Raw genomic sequence first — 15056 nt, forward strand, 5'->3', positions numbered from 1 at the left:
TTTTCAGGACGTTATCGCAATCGCAGGCAGAGATTTGGTTTGCGCTTAAACCTAATTGCTGGCTTGCTGAACTACGAACTGGCACATGCCTCCTGATTCATGCAGGAGGTCTATTTTTTAGTTACATGGTTACATAGTTACAAAATAGCTGAAACCCTTTAATGATAAGAGTTCCAGCTTGTAACTGAGTTGTAACTGAACAATTAGCTAGTTACACAAGAGCTAAGTTGGCTAGGATCCCAATATTTACCGGGTTTATCTTTACCATTGACTCTCGTAGCTTTATCAGGTTTTTTTAATCCCATAGATTCCAAGATAGATACAACACGAGTCGCATCTGAACGTTTCCAACTCTTAGGTTCTTTACCTATAGCTTTAACTAAAACATCACTTAAAGTAAATGGATCTTCTTGCTTTGATACCCAATTATTCACTAAATCTTCCCACATATCAGATTGTTGATGATTCATGTTTATAGCATTACTCAAGTGCTGTTGAGTTTCAGTTAGATGGACAGGATACTCAGCTCGATATGCTTTAACTGCTGCTGCCCATATTAAATCTCTATTTTTTTTAATCCAATCAATATTGATCTTTTGGTTAATATCAATAACCCAGAATCTTCTATTCCCTGTTGGATCTACTAAAAACTGATCTTGATTAGTAGTGCCTACCAGAATGAATGAACGTTTTACTGTAATAGGTTTGTCAGCGTAAGGTTTTCTGAATGAATCTTCTTGTATAGTAATAAAAGCTTTTAATTCACTCATTACGGAAGGTTTAATGGTACTTTCACATTCTCCTAATTCGATGAACCATTTGCTATTGCAGATCATCAATTCATCTTTATTAGATTTTGGCAAGTGCCTTGAAGTAAAAGAGTCATTACCAGCTAGTTCTTGAAAGAAAGTAGTTTTATTAAATCCTTGACCACCTTTGAGTATTAGTACAGTATCAAATTTGCATCCAGGATCAAAAACTCTAGCAACTGCACCTACTAAAGTTTTAGATAGATACTTTGCTTCTAAGTTATGTGGAGCTATATGTAACCCTTTTTCACTTAATTCATCAAAAACTTCTTGATAATCTACATCTGGATGTTTTTTAATACAATCCTCTAAATAATCTTCTAGAGGATTAAAAGGATTATTCTTTGCACATAAATAAGCTCTTTCATATATATATTTATCGGCGTCTAAAAGAATGCTGTGGTTTTCCTCTACTTCTGCTCTAAATTCAGCAATCTTAAAAATTTTATTATCTAGATAAATATCTTTAGTAACGCTATGATATTTTAATCTAGAAGAGTAATGAGTTTCTATAATTTGTTTTGTCTGTTGATACTTGTAGTGATTCATAGTTGATATCATGGAAATGGTTAAAACGCATGAAACACATAAAACACATAAAACTAAAACATTATTTAATAATTCCGTTGAAGATATATTCAACGGTTTTTTTATTTCAAACTTTGTCTAAAAGAGCTTTAGATCATCAAGGGAGTCTTCTTTAATGTGTTCTAAAGCTATTTTCCTTAGTAATTCAGATAGGCTAATACAAAGTTTTTTAGCAATCGTTGCTAGGCTTTGATAGTCTTCTTTAGAAAGTTTAGTGGCTACTATTTTATTTAATGGGTTAGTGACGATTTTCGGCATTTTAATTAAACTCAGAATAATCAGAATAAGCGGACATACATAATGTAAACATGGGAATAGACAACTGAGATTTCTCAGCAGTGTAGTTTCTTATGCAGAATCTCTTTCTTTCCTTTACCTCTCCTGTCCGACAGCCTTGTCAGGGCAATACGTACTTTCCGTTATCTAGGGATTGAAACCTTCCGGGTAACAATCGGTTACAGGAGTCCCTGGAGGATACGCTTTGAGATTCAGTTGTCAAGGTTCAGGAAGGTAAGCTATAAAACTTTACCTATCTTTAAGTATACCTAAAAAAATATTCTAACTGCAAGTAATTATTAGAGTTTTTATTAAATTGATAGCTAAAAAATGCTTGGTATAAGTTAAAATTTGAACGTTTTTAAGAAGGTTTTATTTCAAATACTGTAAACATCGTCCAGCTATTTTTGTATGCCAAAAACACTAAAATATTGCCTAATTTGGGTAATAGAAAAGGATAGTAGCGTGTTGTACTATCCTGTTAGTAACTTGAGTATGTCTCAAAGTCAAGTTAAATTTAGTTGCTGCTTTTGACTTGGAGCGACTGTTGCAATTAAATAATATCTGGTAAGCGTAGTTCTTTATTAGTAGAAGCATAGTTGCGGTAAATCATTTCTGCTGAATTACCTGCTAGTGTTGCTATATCTTTAGCATCGTATCCGGCTTCTAGAGCGTTAGTAATTAGAGTATGTCTCGTACAATAGGGTTTTCGATATGGCATATCTAATCCTTTTAGAATAGGCTTCCATTGACGATTACAGAAATTATGCGGATCTATCCAGGTTCCATCTGGACTAGGAAATACTAGAGAATCAGGCTTACAATCTTCAGTTTTGATTGATTGGAGTAGATTCTGAACTCTGTTACTTGTAGGAACTATTCTTTCAGCTTGCGTTTTTAAACCTGATTTTAATGTTCTGCCTGTTTCGCTATCTACTACAGATTGTTCAAACGTAATAGTTTTGAAATCCTGTGATATATGTTTCCATTGCAATGCTATAGCCTCTGAAGGTCTGCAACCTGTAGCAAATAAAAATTCTACATAAGGAGAATAGTAGGAATGCTTTATTCTGTCGTATTTTGAGCAAAAACGATTAGTTTTAAACGCTTCTATAATTGCATTTTCTTCCTCTCTCGTAAATGCTTCTATCTTCTTAGATTTAGCCGATTTTGGTAGTTTTATCTCCGTCGCCATTCCGACGAAGGGATTAAAACTCATCAATCTTTCTTTAACTGCCCAATTACAACAAGCCGAAATTTGCACTAGGATTTTTTTAGTAGCTCCTGGTGTAGTTTGTTTCAATAACCAGCTACGTAAGTCAGTCGCACTCAATAATTTAGCCTCTGTAGCTTTAAGAAGATAATTTCTTACCTTCGTAAAATCCTTAGCTATTGTCGATGGTGAAAGACTAGGGCGTTTAAAATCAACATATTTGTCCCAGACAGTAACTGAGATAGTTTTAAGCGCTAGTTCCTGTTTTGCTTCATTTAAGTCTCGTTCTGCATCTTCAGCAGTTCTGCTCTTAGGTAGAGCTAGTAATACAGTATTAGTTTTTTTAGGTTTATATTTTTCTAGGGTCGGATCAAAAATGCCTTGTGCAATATCTAAGCTAATTTGAGTAGCAACAGCTTTTGCACGTCCTAAATCTATTGGGTTATTGTACTTACCGCCTTTAACAGGAGAAAATTTATATGTTCTGCCTTCTAGCTGGAACTGTATAGCTATTGAGTTATTGTTGTTGATCGGGATTATCTCTTTCACCTGTGTACTCCTAGCTAACCTTTTAGGTTAACTGTAGCAACAAGTCTACTAAAAATCTACTAAAAGCCTCTACTAAAAATCTACTAAAAGCTATAAGTCTTATACAGTAGAAGAGATAGCTCTTTTTGCAGAGGACTGAAAATCCTCGTATCCGGAGTTCAAATCTCCGTCCTGGCATTTTCTAAAACATAGATTCAGCACAAATTTTAGCTGATTGTCACTGCTACATTCTTATCGGGATTATGTAGAGTCTACATAAATCCTGATTAATAATAAATAGCTATATAGCGATAAATTAAGGAATTTAGATTCACGGCAACCCGCTTTTCTGCTGGATTGGCTTTGTCCTGCTCTTTCTGGTTTATTCGAGAGGTCTATGCAGTACGTACCGGATTGCGTAGTGATATTGCCGGAGAGCGTGCGATCGCGCTTAACAGACAAAATAAAATCCCTCTGCCAGTAGTACAATCTGGAAATCCGGGATTAGTGGCTCTCCAAGAGCGCGTGAAAGCAGCGCCTCTTGGTTAGAGTTGGCTTAACTCTAATATCCACGCAATCGGGCTTGCCAAAACCACTTGGTTTTGGCAAGCCCGATTAATTTACGCGAACTTTTGAAACCCGCGAAAGTGGATTTAGGCAAATTTCACTCGCACTTGTTACGACAGCGCAATATTATAATTTCTGTTTAGTTTTTAAGACTTCTATGTAAGCGATGGGAAGAACCACAGGCCAGAAAACTGTTGCGACCGTCAAAGTGATAAAAGAGGAAAATCTTTCTTCCGTATTCCAACTGCGATCGCGCTTAAACAATTCTAGCCAGAGGGTAAACAAAGTAGCAGCTATCAACAGGTAAATCACTTCTATACAGATCATAAGTTTATCCGGAGTCCTTTATCTCTCTCTATTGAGCATTCCCATACCAGAGATCGAGAATTTTTATTGCTTAACAAAACTTAGCACTAAGGCATTTTCTCCCCTTCTCAGAGGCAAAGCCTGTTATGCCAACAACAGGAGCAAGTTATGTCGAAAATTCATAATTCAAGGATCTAGTAACGAACCATCAAGGTTGTTGCTAAAGTTAATTTTTGCTTTGCTAGGTCGCTCTATTACTTATCAACGCTTGCTTTGCCATTTACGCAAGCAATTCCGAGATTACACACGTTCCCTCCAACCGTAGGCAGTAGAAAGCGCAACAAGCAACAGTGCGTTAGTCCGGAAATCTATAAAAATTGAGGCGCTTCTACAAAAGCCCCATACAGCCATTAGCTCAAGTATGACCGTCAAGCTAAAGGCAAGAAAAAACGAAACGTACTACCCTTTCCCAGTTCACTTTCTACTTCAATCTGACCGCCTTGCAATTCGAGCAACCGGGAGGAAATCGCTAAACCGATGCCGGTTCCTCTAGAATTTTGGCTTCGAGACTGTTCAGCCCGCCAAAATCGCTCAAAGATATGCGGCATATCTTCTGGTGCAATTCCTTGACCCGTATCAACTACAGCAACCCAGAGGCGTTTTGGTTCAGTCCAAGCTTTGACCGTAATCGAACCAGCACTGGTATATAGCAGCGCATTTCCCAACAAATTGACCAGAACCTGCTCCACACGGTCAATATCAGCTAAGACCGGGGGCATCTGGGGCGGACAATCTAAGCGCAGCACCGGGCCATCTTCCAGCACCTGGTCAGAAAATTTTTCCAACAGGGACTCTAATAAAGGTCGTAGATTAACTGGGTGGAGATTAATTGGTAAATACCCTGCCTCTGCTTTAGAGAGTTCCTGCAAATCATTGACTAACCGCTCTAGCCGAGTTGTTTCCCTCACCAACTGCTGGTAAACTTCTGGCGATGGCTCAATCCTGCTGTCAGCCATCTCTTCCAAGTACCCGCGAATCACAGTTAGGGGCGTTCGGAGTTCATGCGTCAAGTCACTAATAAGTTCTCGCCGCCGCTGTTCCACGCCTTCAAGACTCGACGCCATGCGGTTAAAACTAGAACCCAGGCGGTTGAGTTCGGGAATTTCACTTTTTGGTAGTCGCTCATCTAGATGCCCAGCAGCAAACTTGCGGGTAATTTGTTCCATCTGGGTCAAAGGCTGGGTAATTCGACGAGATACCCAGTAACTCAAACCACCAGCCGCCGTAGCACCCGCAATAAATGACAAGAAAGTGCTGCGACTCCAAGCTGTTTCAAATCCTCTCACCAGCTGCCTGCGAGCATAGCGTACCTGTATGCCACTGACTTCGATTTGTTCGAGCTGGACGATAAAGAAGCGGGGAGAAGACAGTTTGCTGATAACGAGTAGACTACCCACTCCTACCATCATTACTAGAAGATGGGAAAGAAACAAGCGCGATCGCAGTCCCATTTTATTCCGGGGCATTTTATAGAGGTGAATCTTCAAACTTATAGCCCACACCAACTACTGTCTTAATAAAGGTAGGATTCGCTGGGTCTGGTTCAATTTTTTTCCGCAACCGAGCCACATGAGTATCCACCACCCGTTCATCGCCAAAAAAATCGTTCCCCCAAAGCTTCTCAATGAGTTGCGTTCGGTTCCAGACGCGACTGGGATGACTGATAAACGTTGTTAAGAGATTAAATTCTAAGGTAGTCAAATCAAGTGCTTCCCAAGGATGGGGACTCAGTTGACGAGAGGCAGAGTGCTGCTCTACATCAACCGTGAAATGCTGAGTGCGATAAACCTGATGTTGTCCGCCCTGACGCAGGCTACGCCGAAGTAACGCCCGAACTCTGGCAACCAGTTCTCTAGGGCTGAACGGCTTGACAAGGTAATCATCAGCACCCGTAGACAGACCAATTACCCGGTCAATTTCTTCCCCTCTAGCCGTTAGCATCAAAATATAGGGATCTTTCGCTCCTGGTTTCTGCCGTATTCTGGCACACACTTCCAGGCCATCCAAACCCGGTAACATCAAGTCGAGAATGATTAAATCTGGTTGTTGCTCCTGAAAAACTTGTAAAGCTCTCAGACCATCGCGACTCAGATGACAGGAAAACCCCTCTTTTTCTAAAGTTATTTGGATGAGTTTAGCAATTTCCGGTTCATCCTCAACAATCAAAATATCCATATTGCTCAAGAAACATATAAAGATAATAAAAAAATTCTTTCTATGTCATTTTAAATTCATCCATCTGGTGCAGAACCAGCAAATAATTCTGCAAGGATTGGATTCAGTGATGATAAACTATGAAACCTTAACTTACTCAATCCTAAGCTAAGTAATGTTAAACCAGTTCCTTCTGAGATTCTCAATACTTCGATAGTTCTAATGGTAATTCGGGGCTTTGATAGGCTCCAATCGATCGCGCTTCTTTCTCGTGCGAATACACCAAACTCAGACTCAGCAAGGATTTTAGCCTATCATTTTGTAACTCGCTAGAGTTCAAGCCGCTGTAGTGCAAATGGTGAAAACGCGCTACCGAACGTTAACATAGCCCCAGCGTTGGGCAATCAAAGACAAGGCTTCCGGGAGTTGAGAAGCTTGTAATATTGAGCTAAGCTACTTGGATAAGTTTAATATTTGCTTTAGCTATAGCGGTTACTTTTTGAATATTTGGTTTAGCCACAATGGTTACTTTCAGAACCCTGATAATTAAGAATTAAGGAATTTAATTTTTAATCTTTTGGACGCATTGCCTCTCGACCTAGCATCATCATTCCGGCAACGCCCAAACAGACAAACCAAATATACTGATACCAATATTCCCGCACCTGCTCAACAGGGCTAAGTTCTGGATGCAAGAGATACAGATAAAGCAGCAACAAAACCAGAAAAAGCGCCCCAAATCCCGAAAAAGTCAAACCAATTAGAATACGAGCTGGTTTCAATTCCTCATCGCTGATTTCATCCAAGTCAATCTCTGCCAGTTGGTTGAGAGATTCATCAGCCACCTCGGAAGCATCTTGCAAACTGATTGCCACTGGCGGCGGCAACACCGGCGACAGAGTTGCTAAGGTTTTGCGTCGCAGCAACCCTTCGGTGTCTCGCAGAAACTCCAAAGGTGTTAGCGTCGCAGCTCCGAAGGCGCTTCGCTCTGGTGGTTCAGCAAATTCAGTTGCTTCGGGCATTGAGGTTGCAGTAACTTCTGGTTCAAAATCCATCGCTTATTTCAATCCCTAATCGGAATTATAAACTTATGCCGACGCCTAACATTCTTTTAACCTGAAAGCCTTTGTCATGTCACATCAAATTTGTCAGATTTTGTAGAAACTGCCTCGCGCTGCCAAGCCGCCGAGACAGTTTCTAGGAAACAATCAAAGTGGTGAATTTTCTAAACTTAGACGACACCGATGCTAGGACTAAAGTAGCCCACCCTACCCTCTAAAAGCCCAATTTTTCCAACACCGGATGAGTTGAGACAATGTGTCTATCCAAACCGAGCTGCTTCGGGCTAATCCCCAGCGCCAGAGAAATTAACTGGGGTAAATGCAGCACTGGCAAACCTAACTTATGCCCGATCGTTTTTTCAACCTCCGGTTGACGAGAGTCGAGATTTAGATGGCACAGGGGACAAGGCGTCACCATACAATCAGCACCTGCATCGAGGGCTTCTTGAATGTGCGACCCAGCCATCTTGAAAGATTGCGTGGTGGCATAGCTGGAAAGAGGCCATCCACAACACTGGGTGCGTCCTCGGTAGTAAACTGGCGTCGCCCCTACTGCCCGAAACACATTTTCCATCGATTCGGGTTGGAGAGGGTCGTCATAGGGGATATGAGTTTGGGCGCGGAGCAAATAGCAGCCATAAAATGCCGCACACTTCAAGCCAGCTAGTTTGCGGCTAACTCGATTTTGCAACTCCTCTAGTCCATAATCGGCGACTAATGCCCAAAGCAGATGTTTGACTTCTGTATTGCCTTGATAAGGAGAACAGCCTTCTTTCTTCAGTAAGCCATTCACCTGTTCTATATAAGCCGGGTTTGATTGTTGGGAGTCCTTCAAACGCTCATCCACATGACCAATTACGCCCTGGCAGGTACTGCAATGGGTTAACAACGGCAGATTCAGTTCTTCTGCTAGAGCAATATTGCGAGCGTTTACCGTATCTTCTAGCAGTTGAGAATCTTCTTTGTAGGTACCAGAACCACAACAAGCAGCTTTTTTTAGCTCAATCAGTTCGATGCCCAGGGCTTGGGTGAGGGCTGCTGTAGACTGGTAAAGCTCCCGGCAAGCGCCTTGAGCAACGCAGCCGGGAAAGTAAGCATATTTAAGAGTCGGGGATGCCATATTTTGACGAAAGACCAAAGGCAATTCAGAAGGACTGAGAATTTCAGGACTGTTAGCGTAGCGGGGCGTTAGCTCGGACTGAGCAGAGGAATGTCAGGAATCAGGAGGAGCAAAAAATTACTTTTTTCTTTTTTTCCCTCAGTCCGCACTTTCACGCCTCTACGCTAACAGTTCTCAGCACTCCCTTTACCCCTATCATCGCTTGTCCATCCCATACTGGGGGCAACTGGTGACATTCGTTTAAGTTTCAATAGAAGAGTGCCACTTGGAGAAGCGACTATCTATCGCTTTTGTTGTCCCCTCTTTCAGATAAGATGAAGAGATGCTTAGAACCGTATAACCCTAAGAACATAGCTTGAGGGAATGGGTAGAGGATCAATATGAGCCAAGAGGAAATTTTTGCAAGAGTCAAGAAGATTGTGGCGGAACAACTGGAGGTTGCACCCGACGAAGTCACGCCACAAGCTAACTTTGCTAACGATCTGGGAGCGGATTCCCTCGATACGGTTGAACTCGTAATGGCATTGGAAGAAGAGTTTGATATCGAAATTCCAGACGAGGCAGCTGAGCAAATTGCCACCGTTCAAGCCGTTGTGGACTACATCAGTGGCAAAGTGGCGGCTTCGGCATAAATAATCGTGCTGAATGCTGTAGGGGCGGGTAAAGAAGAATTTTCTTCGGGCGCGTTAATTAAAACTAATTAAAACTCGGTGCAAAACTCGCCCACAGGGAAGTCCTAAGTTGAAAATAACAATAGATACTTAGTTCTAAGTCTTCTTTCCTCGGTCCTATTACTGTTTTGCGTTTTGGGTGCAAAACCCATCTATTACTGGCATAATGACAAATTTTGAACGGAAGCGCGTTGTTGTAACAGGTCTCGGCGCGATTACACCGATAGGCAACACTTTGACAGATTATTGGTCAGGGTTGTTGAGCGGCACAAATGGCATTGGTCCGATTACATTGTTCGATCCTTCCCGGCATGATTGTCGCATCGCTGGTGAAGTCAAGGGATTTGACCCCCACACATACCTGGAGCGTAAGGAAGCAAAGCGGATGGATCGCTTTGCTCAATTTGCGGTAGCTGCGAGCAAGCAGGCGATCGCAGACTCTCAATTTGTCATTAATGAGCTGAACGCAGAACAAGTCGGCGTCATCATTGGCAGCGGGGTGGGCGGTCTTAAAGTGTTGGAAGACCAGCAAGAAATCTACTTGAGTCGTGGTCCCGACCGCTGTAGCCCGTTTATGATTCCCATGATGATTGCCAACATGGCAGCGGGTTTAACGGCAATCCACACGGGTGCCAAAGGGCCAAACTCTTGCCCAGTGACAGCCTGTGCCTCTGGCTCTAACGCGGTGGGAGATGCCTTTCGCCTGATTCAAGGGGGATATGCCCAAGCGATGATTTGTGGTGGCAGCGAAGCCGCCGTGACACCTTTATCGTTGGCTGGATTTTCTTCAGCACGGGCACTTTCGACGCGCAATGACGACTCGGCTCATGCTTGTCGTCCTTTCGATCGCGATCGCGATGGCTTTGTCATGGGTGAAGGCGCTGGCATTTTAGTGTTGGAAGAACTGGAACACGCCTTGAGCCGTGGCGCTCGGATTTATGCAGAAATTGTTGGCTACGGCATGACTTGTGATGCCTACCATATGACTGCACCCGTTCCAGGTGGTGAAGGAGCTAGTAGAGCCATGCAGCTAGCTTTGAAAGATGCAGGATTGGCTCCCGATCGAGTTAGCTACGTCAATGCTCATGGAACCAGCACACCAGCCAACGATGTGACTGAGACAGCAGCGATCAAAAAGGCTTTAGGTGAGAGTGTTGCCTACAAAGTGGCGGTTAGCTCCACCAAATCGATGACGGGGCACCTGCTAGGGGGTTCTGGCGGGATTGAAGCAGTTGCTACGGTGATGGCGATCGCCCAAGACCAGATTCCTCCCACCATCAACCTGGAAAACCCGGATCCGGGTTGTGACCTGGATTATGTCCCCAACAAAAGTCGCTCTCAAACCGTCGAGGTGGCGCTGTCGAACTCTTTCGGGTTTGGCGGTCACAACGTGACACTCGCATTTAAAAAGTACAGATAGGGGCGATAAAAATATCAGCGGGTCGGGTGAGGGGAAAAAAATTTAATCCTTCACCCTTTATAATTTATCCTGTTTCTCACAAAGTATGGGATCTCCCATTCCGAATCGACATGGGGTAAGCAAGACCACCTATTTCGATGGAATGGCGATCCCTTAATACTGCCCACGACTTGCCCATCCATCCGGCTAATGGGATGATCGGTTAATGGGTGCTTAGGGCGATCCAGAGCATTCAACTTCCCGCTCAGCCAATTAGCGTGCTAAACCGTCGTTAAGTAGAAGAGATTATGGCCGTTGCAACCCAATCACTCGAAGAACTTTGTATTAACTCCGTCCGCTTTCTGGCGATTGACGCCGTAGAGAAGGCAAAATCAGGGCATCCAGGGCTACCGATGGGCGCGGCTCCAATGGCATTTGTGCTTTGGGACCGCTTTATGCGGTATAACCCAAAAAATCCCAAATGGTTCAATCGCGATCGCTTCGTCCTCTCTGCCGGTCACGGCTCCATGTTACAGTACGCCTTACTGTATTTAACTGGTTACGAAGATTTAACGATTGAAGACCTCAAGCAGTTCCGGCAGTGGGAATCAAAAACTCCCGGTCACCCGGAAAACTTCATGACTCGAGGCGTAGAAGTCACTACAGGTCCCCTCGGTCAAGGAATTTCTAACGCTGTAGGCTTAGCAATGGCTGAAGCTCACCTAGCAGCTAAATTTAACAAGCCCGATCATACGATCGTAGACCACTACACTTATGTGATTTTGGGTGATGGTTGCAACCAAGAAGGCGTCTCTGCCGAAGCTTGTTCCCTAGCCGGACACCTGGGGCTGGGCAAACTGATTGCCCTGTACGATGACAACAAAATCACCATCGACGGTCACACCGATTTATCGTTCACCGAAGATGTTGGCAAGCGCTATGAAGCCTACGGCTGGCACGTCCTAACCGTAGAAGACGGCAACACCGACCTAGAGGCAATTCATAAAGCAATTGAAGCTGCTAAAGCTGTTACTGATAAGCCTTCCTTAATTAAAGTTGCCACTACCATTGGTTACGGTTCTCCCAATAAAGCCAATACCCACGGCGTACATGGTTCTGCCTTGGGTGGGGATGAAGTCAAAGCAACTCGCGAGCATCTGGGTTGGGAATACGAGCCTTTTGAAGTTCCAGAAGATGCCCTCAACCATTGGCGCAAGGCAATCGAGCGCGGTGCTAAGTATGAGGAAGAGTGGAATAAAAACTGGGAAAATTACAAAGCCAAATATGAAGAGGAAGCTGCTGAATTAGAACGGCTAATTAGCAACAAACTGCCAGAAGGTTGGGACAAAGTTCTCCCCACCTACACCCCAGAAGACAAAGCAGATGCTACCCGCAATCACTCTGGAAAATGCTTGAATTCTCTAGCTGGAATTTTACCCGAACTCTTGGGTGGTTCAGCTGACTTGGCTGGTTCCTGCATGACCTTAATCAAGAGTTCTGGGGACTTCCTCAAAGGTCACTACGAAAATCGCAACCTGCGCTTTGGCGTCCGCGAACACGGTATGGGAGCGATTTGTAATGGCATTGCTCTGCACGGCACAGGTTTGATTCCCTATGGGGCAACCTTCTTAGTCTTTGCTGACTATATGCGGGCAGCGATTCGTCTCTCAGCGCTCTCTCATGCGGGCGTAATCTGGGTAATGACCCACGACTCAATCCAGTTAGGTGAAGATGGCCCTACTCACCAACCTGTGGAAACGATTGCCTCCCTGCGGGCTATTCCCCAGCTAACGGTAATGCGTCCTGCTGATGGAAACGAAACCTCTGGTTGTTATAAAGTGGCGATTGAGGCAGCTAACCAGCATCGTCCGACCCTTCTGGCGCTGTCTCGTTTAGCACAGCCCAACTTGGCTGGCACTTCGATTGAAGGCACCACTAAGGGTGGTTACATCCTTTCCGATAGCGATGGCACGCCTGAGATTATCTTGATTGGCAACGGAAGCGAACTGCAACTTTGCGCCAAGGCAGCAGACCAGTTGCGCGGTGAAGGGAAGAAAGTCCGTGTCGTTTCCCTGCCCAGCTGGGAGTTGTTCGACGAGCAGGATGAAGCTTACCGGGAATCTGTATTACCCAAGGCTGTCACTAAGCGCCTAGCTGTAGAAGCCGCTTCTAGTTTCGGCTGGTGCCGTTACCTTGGAAATGAAGGCGCGATGATTAGCATTGACCGCTTTGGCGTTTCTGCTCCAGGGCCAGTTGCTCTAGAGAAGTTCGGCTTCAATGTTGATAACGTAGTCGCGAAGGCGAAGGCTCTGTTGGGCTAATAGCTAGGAAATAGTCTCTTGTAGGGTGGGCTGAAAAGTCCCCCCTTTTTTATTCACATCTGAGTTAAGTAGGGGTGGGCAATGCCAGAACCTCACCCTAATCCCTACCTGCTCTTGGCAAGGAAAGCTGGAGCCGCAGGCTCTATCAGGGTAGGGTTGCGCTTAATGGCGGGGAATCAGGCGGATTTAACATGGCATTGTCACTTCGATTGATTCCCATCTTCTACTTCAGGAAAAAAAATTTCAATTTGATTGTGTGTGCCGGTTGAAGAATTGTCTACTGCTAGAGGCAGTAGTTGTTTGGACTTCAAAGCGCGATCGCTCGTTTTTCCCCAAGCCGCAAGTGTTGATACAGCAAGGAGTAGCCAACTACATCGGCTAAAAAACAACACAGAAATAGCATCAGGGTAGAAAGTCGGCTAAGAGAGTGACACAACAACGATTGTGGGCTATGCGAAAGTTTTTTATTTTAAGTAAGTACCGCAACGAGAACACGCTGATCGCTCAATCTGAGCGATTTAGGCGTAAATCGAGCAAATATTGAAAATAAAGAGCGAAAGTCATGCAAAAAGACCTGAACTACCCAATGATGGCGATTGTTAACGATTTAGATGCTCTGATGACCGAAATAGATGAAAATCCACAACTCTCTTCATGGGTCGTTCGTCTGGTACTCAAATCAATTAAAGAAAAAGCCAAGAGAATGGCTACCGAGACAGCGCCTCAATCAATTTATTTGAATCAGCCTCCTTATCTCGATGCTTTTGCCAACTCATCCACACTCAACACCTCACAAATCAAAGTATTACGGCAGCTACGGTAGATTGTAGACGGCGTGCGATCGCATCGCATCTGTCATTCACCCGGCTTTTCTAGCTGCAAAGGCACGTAATACTCGGAAGATATTAGAAAAATCATCTGTCCACAGAGGCGCTGATTTTGTTTCCGGGATGGGTTGCCAGCGCGAGTCACTGACGAGATTGCCCAAATCTTTTTGATTACGAGCAAATAGCACCCAGTGAGAAGGAGATTTCCCGATTTCCCGCTCAGATTCAGAAATATCTGCTTCTCTCTGCCTCAATGTAGACAATCCTAAATCCTGAGCTAAAGCGCCCAAAACCGGCTCAAGATTCAGGAATCGATTAGAAATGTTAATGACAATTAACCCTTCTTTAGCTAACTTACTCAAGTAAAGCTGAATGGCTTCCTTCGTTATTAGGTGGATGGGGACTGAATCCGAGCTGAAAGCATCCATGAAAATCAGGTCATAGCGATTATCTGGAACTTCAGTAAATCGCAACCGAGCATCCCCTAAAACTACAGATAATGGCGCTTTTGAATTCTGTAAAAAGGTGAAGTAACGAGTGTCACGAGCTAACCTTTCAATAGTCGGATCGATTTCATAAAAAGTCCATTGTTGCCCCAATTCTGAGTACGCAGCTAGCGTCCCAATTCCCAACCCTAGCACCGCAACATTTTTTGGAGGTTTTGTTTGATTCAAAGAGCTAAATAATTGCCCAATGGGACCAGTAGGATAAAAATAAGTTAAAGGTTCATTGTGCCGTTTTGGGTCGAGACTTTGTTTCCCATGCAGGATCGTTCCATGCAAAAGACTATGATAGCTGCCGCGCCTATCATCTAAAACCCGATAGACGCCAAAAAAGCTGCGTTTGGTATCGAGAATACCACCGAGAGTTCCTATCGAAAACTGGCTAATTAAAACAACCAAAACTAAGCCTAAACCAAACCGGATTGGATGTAGCTTGAAGGCGTAAAAAATGCCAGCTAGGATGCTAAAACCGATAAGGTCGCCTATCAGGTTATTCGTAAAATTCTTGCCAGTAAAACCAACCAGCAAAGTGCCGATTAACGGTGCTTAAACGAAAAACAAGACTCTAAAAAGGTATAATACAGGCATGGCAACCATTTCACGTTATGGTGTGATAAATGAAAGAGACAACTCCCGCCGCCATGCCCCCTTGC

15 protein-coding genes and 1 pseudogene are annotated in these 15056 nt (G+C 43.9%); 7 read left to right on the forward strand and 9 right to left on the reverse strand.

The window, feature by feature from the left end; genetic code table 11:
- Positions 1-96 (forward strand): annotated as a pseudogene (locus NDA03_RS27310) (IS5/IS1182 family transposase); the annotation flags it as partial.
- Between the two features lie 107 nt (positions 97-203).
- On the opposite strand, the gene NDA03_RS27315 reads toward NDA03_RS27310, so the two are convergent.
- The 3 genes from NDA03_RS27315 to NDA03_RS27325 form a co-directional block, all read right to left on the reverse strand.
- On the reverse strand, positions 204-1358 hold the full coding sequence (locus NDA03_RS27315; protein ID WP_348239770.1) for a virulence-associated E family protein: 1155 nt from the start codon (positions 1356-1358) through the stop codon (positions 204-206).
- Positions 1359-1475: 117 nt separating this feature from the next.
- Positions 1476-1655, reverse strand: coding sequence for a hypothetical protein (locus tag NDA03_RS27320; RefSeq protein WP_190412994.1), 180 nt, complete (start codon positions 1653-1655; stop codon positions 1476-1478).
- Between the two features lie 571 nt (positions 1656-2226).
- Positions 2227-3435: a site-specific integrase gene (locus tag NDA03_RS27325; RefSeq protein ID WP_190412995.1), complete on the reverse strand. Its 1209-nt coding sequence runs from the start codon at positions 3433-3435 to the stop codon at positions 2227-2229.
- 342 nt (positions 3436-3777) lie between these two features.
- Here NDA03_RS27325 and NDA03_RS27330 point away from each other — a divergent pair, with 342 nt between their 5' ends.
- Positions 3778-3963 carry a hypothetical protein gene (locus NDA03_RS27330; protein ID WP_190412996.1) on the forward strand — a complete coding sequence of 62 codons (186 nt, stop codon included), beginning with the start codon at positions 3778-3780 and terminating at the stop codon, positions 3961-3963.
- Between the two features lie 144 nt (positions 3964-4107).
- Here NDA03_RS27330 and NDA03_RS27335 read toward each other — a convergent pair whose 3' ends face one another.
- From NDA03_RS27335 to NDA03_RS27355, 5 genes are all read right to left on the reverse strand, one after another.
- Positions 4108-4308 carry a hypothetical protein gene (locus tag NDA03_RS27335; RefSeq protein ID WP_190412997.1) on the reverse strand — a complete coding sequence of 67 codons (201 nt, stop codon included), beginning with the start codon at positions 4306-4308 and terminating at the stop codon, positions 4108-4110.
- A 407-nt stretch (positions 4309-4715) separates the two neighbouring features.
- Complete coding sequence (locus NDA03_RS27340) at positions 4716-5813, reverse strand: HAMP domain-containing sensor histidine kinase (protein ID WP_190412998.1); 1098 nt, start codon at positions 5811-5813, stop codon at positions 4716-4718.
- A 1-nt stretch (position 5814) separates the two neighbouring features.
- Positions 5815-6522, reverse strand: a complete 708-nt coding sequence (locus NDA03_RS27345; RefSeq protein ID WP_190412999.1) for a response regulator transcription factor — start codon at positions 6520-6522, stop codon at positions 5815-5817.
- A gap of 548 nt (positions 6523-7070) precedes the next feature.
- Positions 7071-7556: a hypothetical protein gene (locus tag NDA03_RS27350; protein ID WP_190413000.1), complete on the reverse strand. Its 486-nt coding sequence runs from the start codon at positions 7554-7556 to the stop codon at positions 7071-7073.
- 220 nt (positions 7557-7776) lie between these two features.
- On the reverse strand, positions 7777-8682 hold the full coding sequence (locus NDA03_RS27355) for a CoB--CoM heterodisulfide reductase iron-sulfur subunit B family protein (RefSeq protein WP_190413001.1): 906 nt from the start codon (positions 8680-8682) through the stop codon (positions 7777-7779).
- A 380-nt stretch (positions 8683-9062) separates the two neighbouring features.
- On the opposite strand from NDA03_RS27355, the gene acpP reads away from it, so the two are divergent.
- The 5 genes from acpP (at position 9063) to NDA03_RS27380 (ending at position 13896) form a co-directional block, all read left to right on the forward strand.
- Positions 9063-9314, forward strand: coding sequence for an acyl carrier protein (gene acpP, locus NDA03_RS27360; protein ID WP_190413002.1), 252 nt, complete (start codon positions 9063-9065; stop codon positions 9312-9314).
- 205 nt (positions 9315-9519) lie between these two features.
- The gene (fabF, locus tag NDA03_RS27365) at positions 9520-10773 is read left to right on the forward strand and encodes a beta-ketoacyl-ACP synthase II (RefSeq protein ID WP_190413003.1); all 1254 of its coding nucleotides are present in this window, start codon (positions 9520-9522) and stop codon (positions 10771-10773) included.
- Between the two features lie 287 nt (positions 10774-11060).
- Entirely contained in the window at positions 11061-13073 is a 2013-nt protein-coding gene (gene tkt / locus NDA03_RS27370) for a transketolase (RefSeq protein ID WP_190413004.1), read from the forward strand.
- 81 nt (positions 13074-13154) lie between these two features.
- Entirely contained in the window at positions 13155-13286 is a 132-nt protein-coding gene (locus tag NDA03_RS27375) for a hypothetical protein (RefSeq protein WP_277877581.1), read from the forward strand.
- Positions 13287-13635: 349 nt separating this feature from the next.
- Positions 13636-13896, forward strand: coding sequence for a hypothetical protein (locus tag NDA03_RS27380; protein ID WP_190413006.1), 261 nt, complete (start codon positions 13636-13638; stop codon positions 13894-13896).
- A gap of 36 nt (positions 13897-13932) precedes the next feature.
- Here NDA03_RS27380 and NDA03_RS27385 read toward each other — a convergent pair whose 3' ends face one another.
- Positions 13933-14931, reverse strand: a complete 999-nt coding sequence (locus tag NDA03_RS27385) for a fused MFS/spermidine synthase (RefSeq protein WP_348239771.1) — start codon at positions 14929-14931, stop codon at positions 13933-13935.
- Positions 14932-15056 lie beyond the last annotated feature (125 nt).

The sequence above is a fragment of the Trichocoleus sp. Lan genome (genome assembly GCF_039961855.1).
Classification (GTDB): Bacteria; Cyanobacteriota; Cyanobacteriia; order Cyanobacteriales; family FACHB-T130; genus FACHB-T130.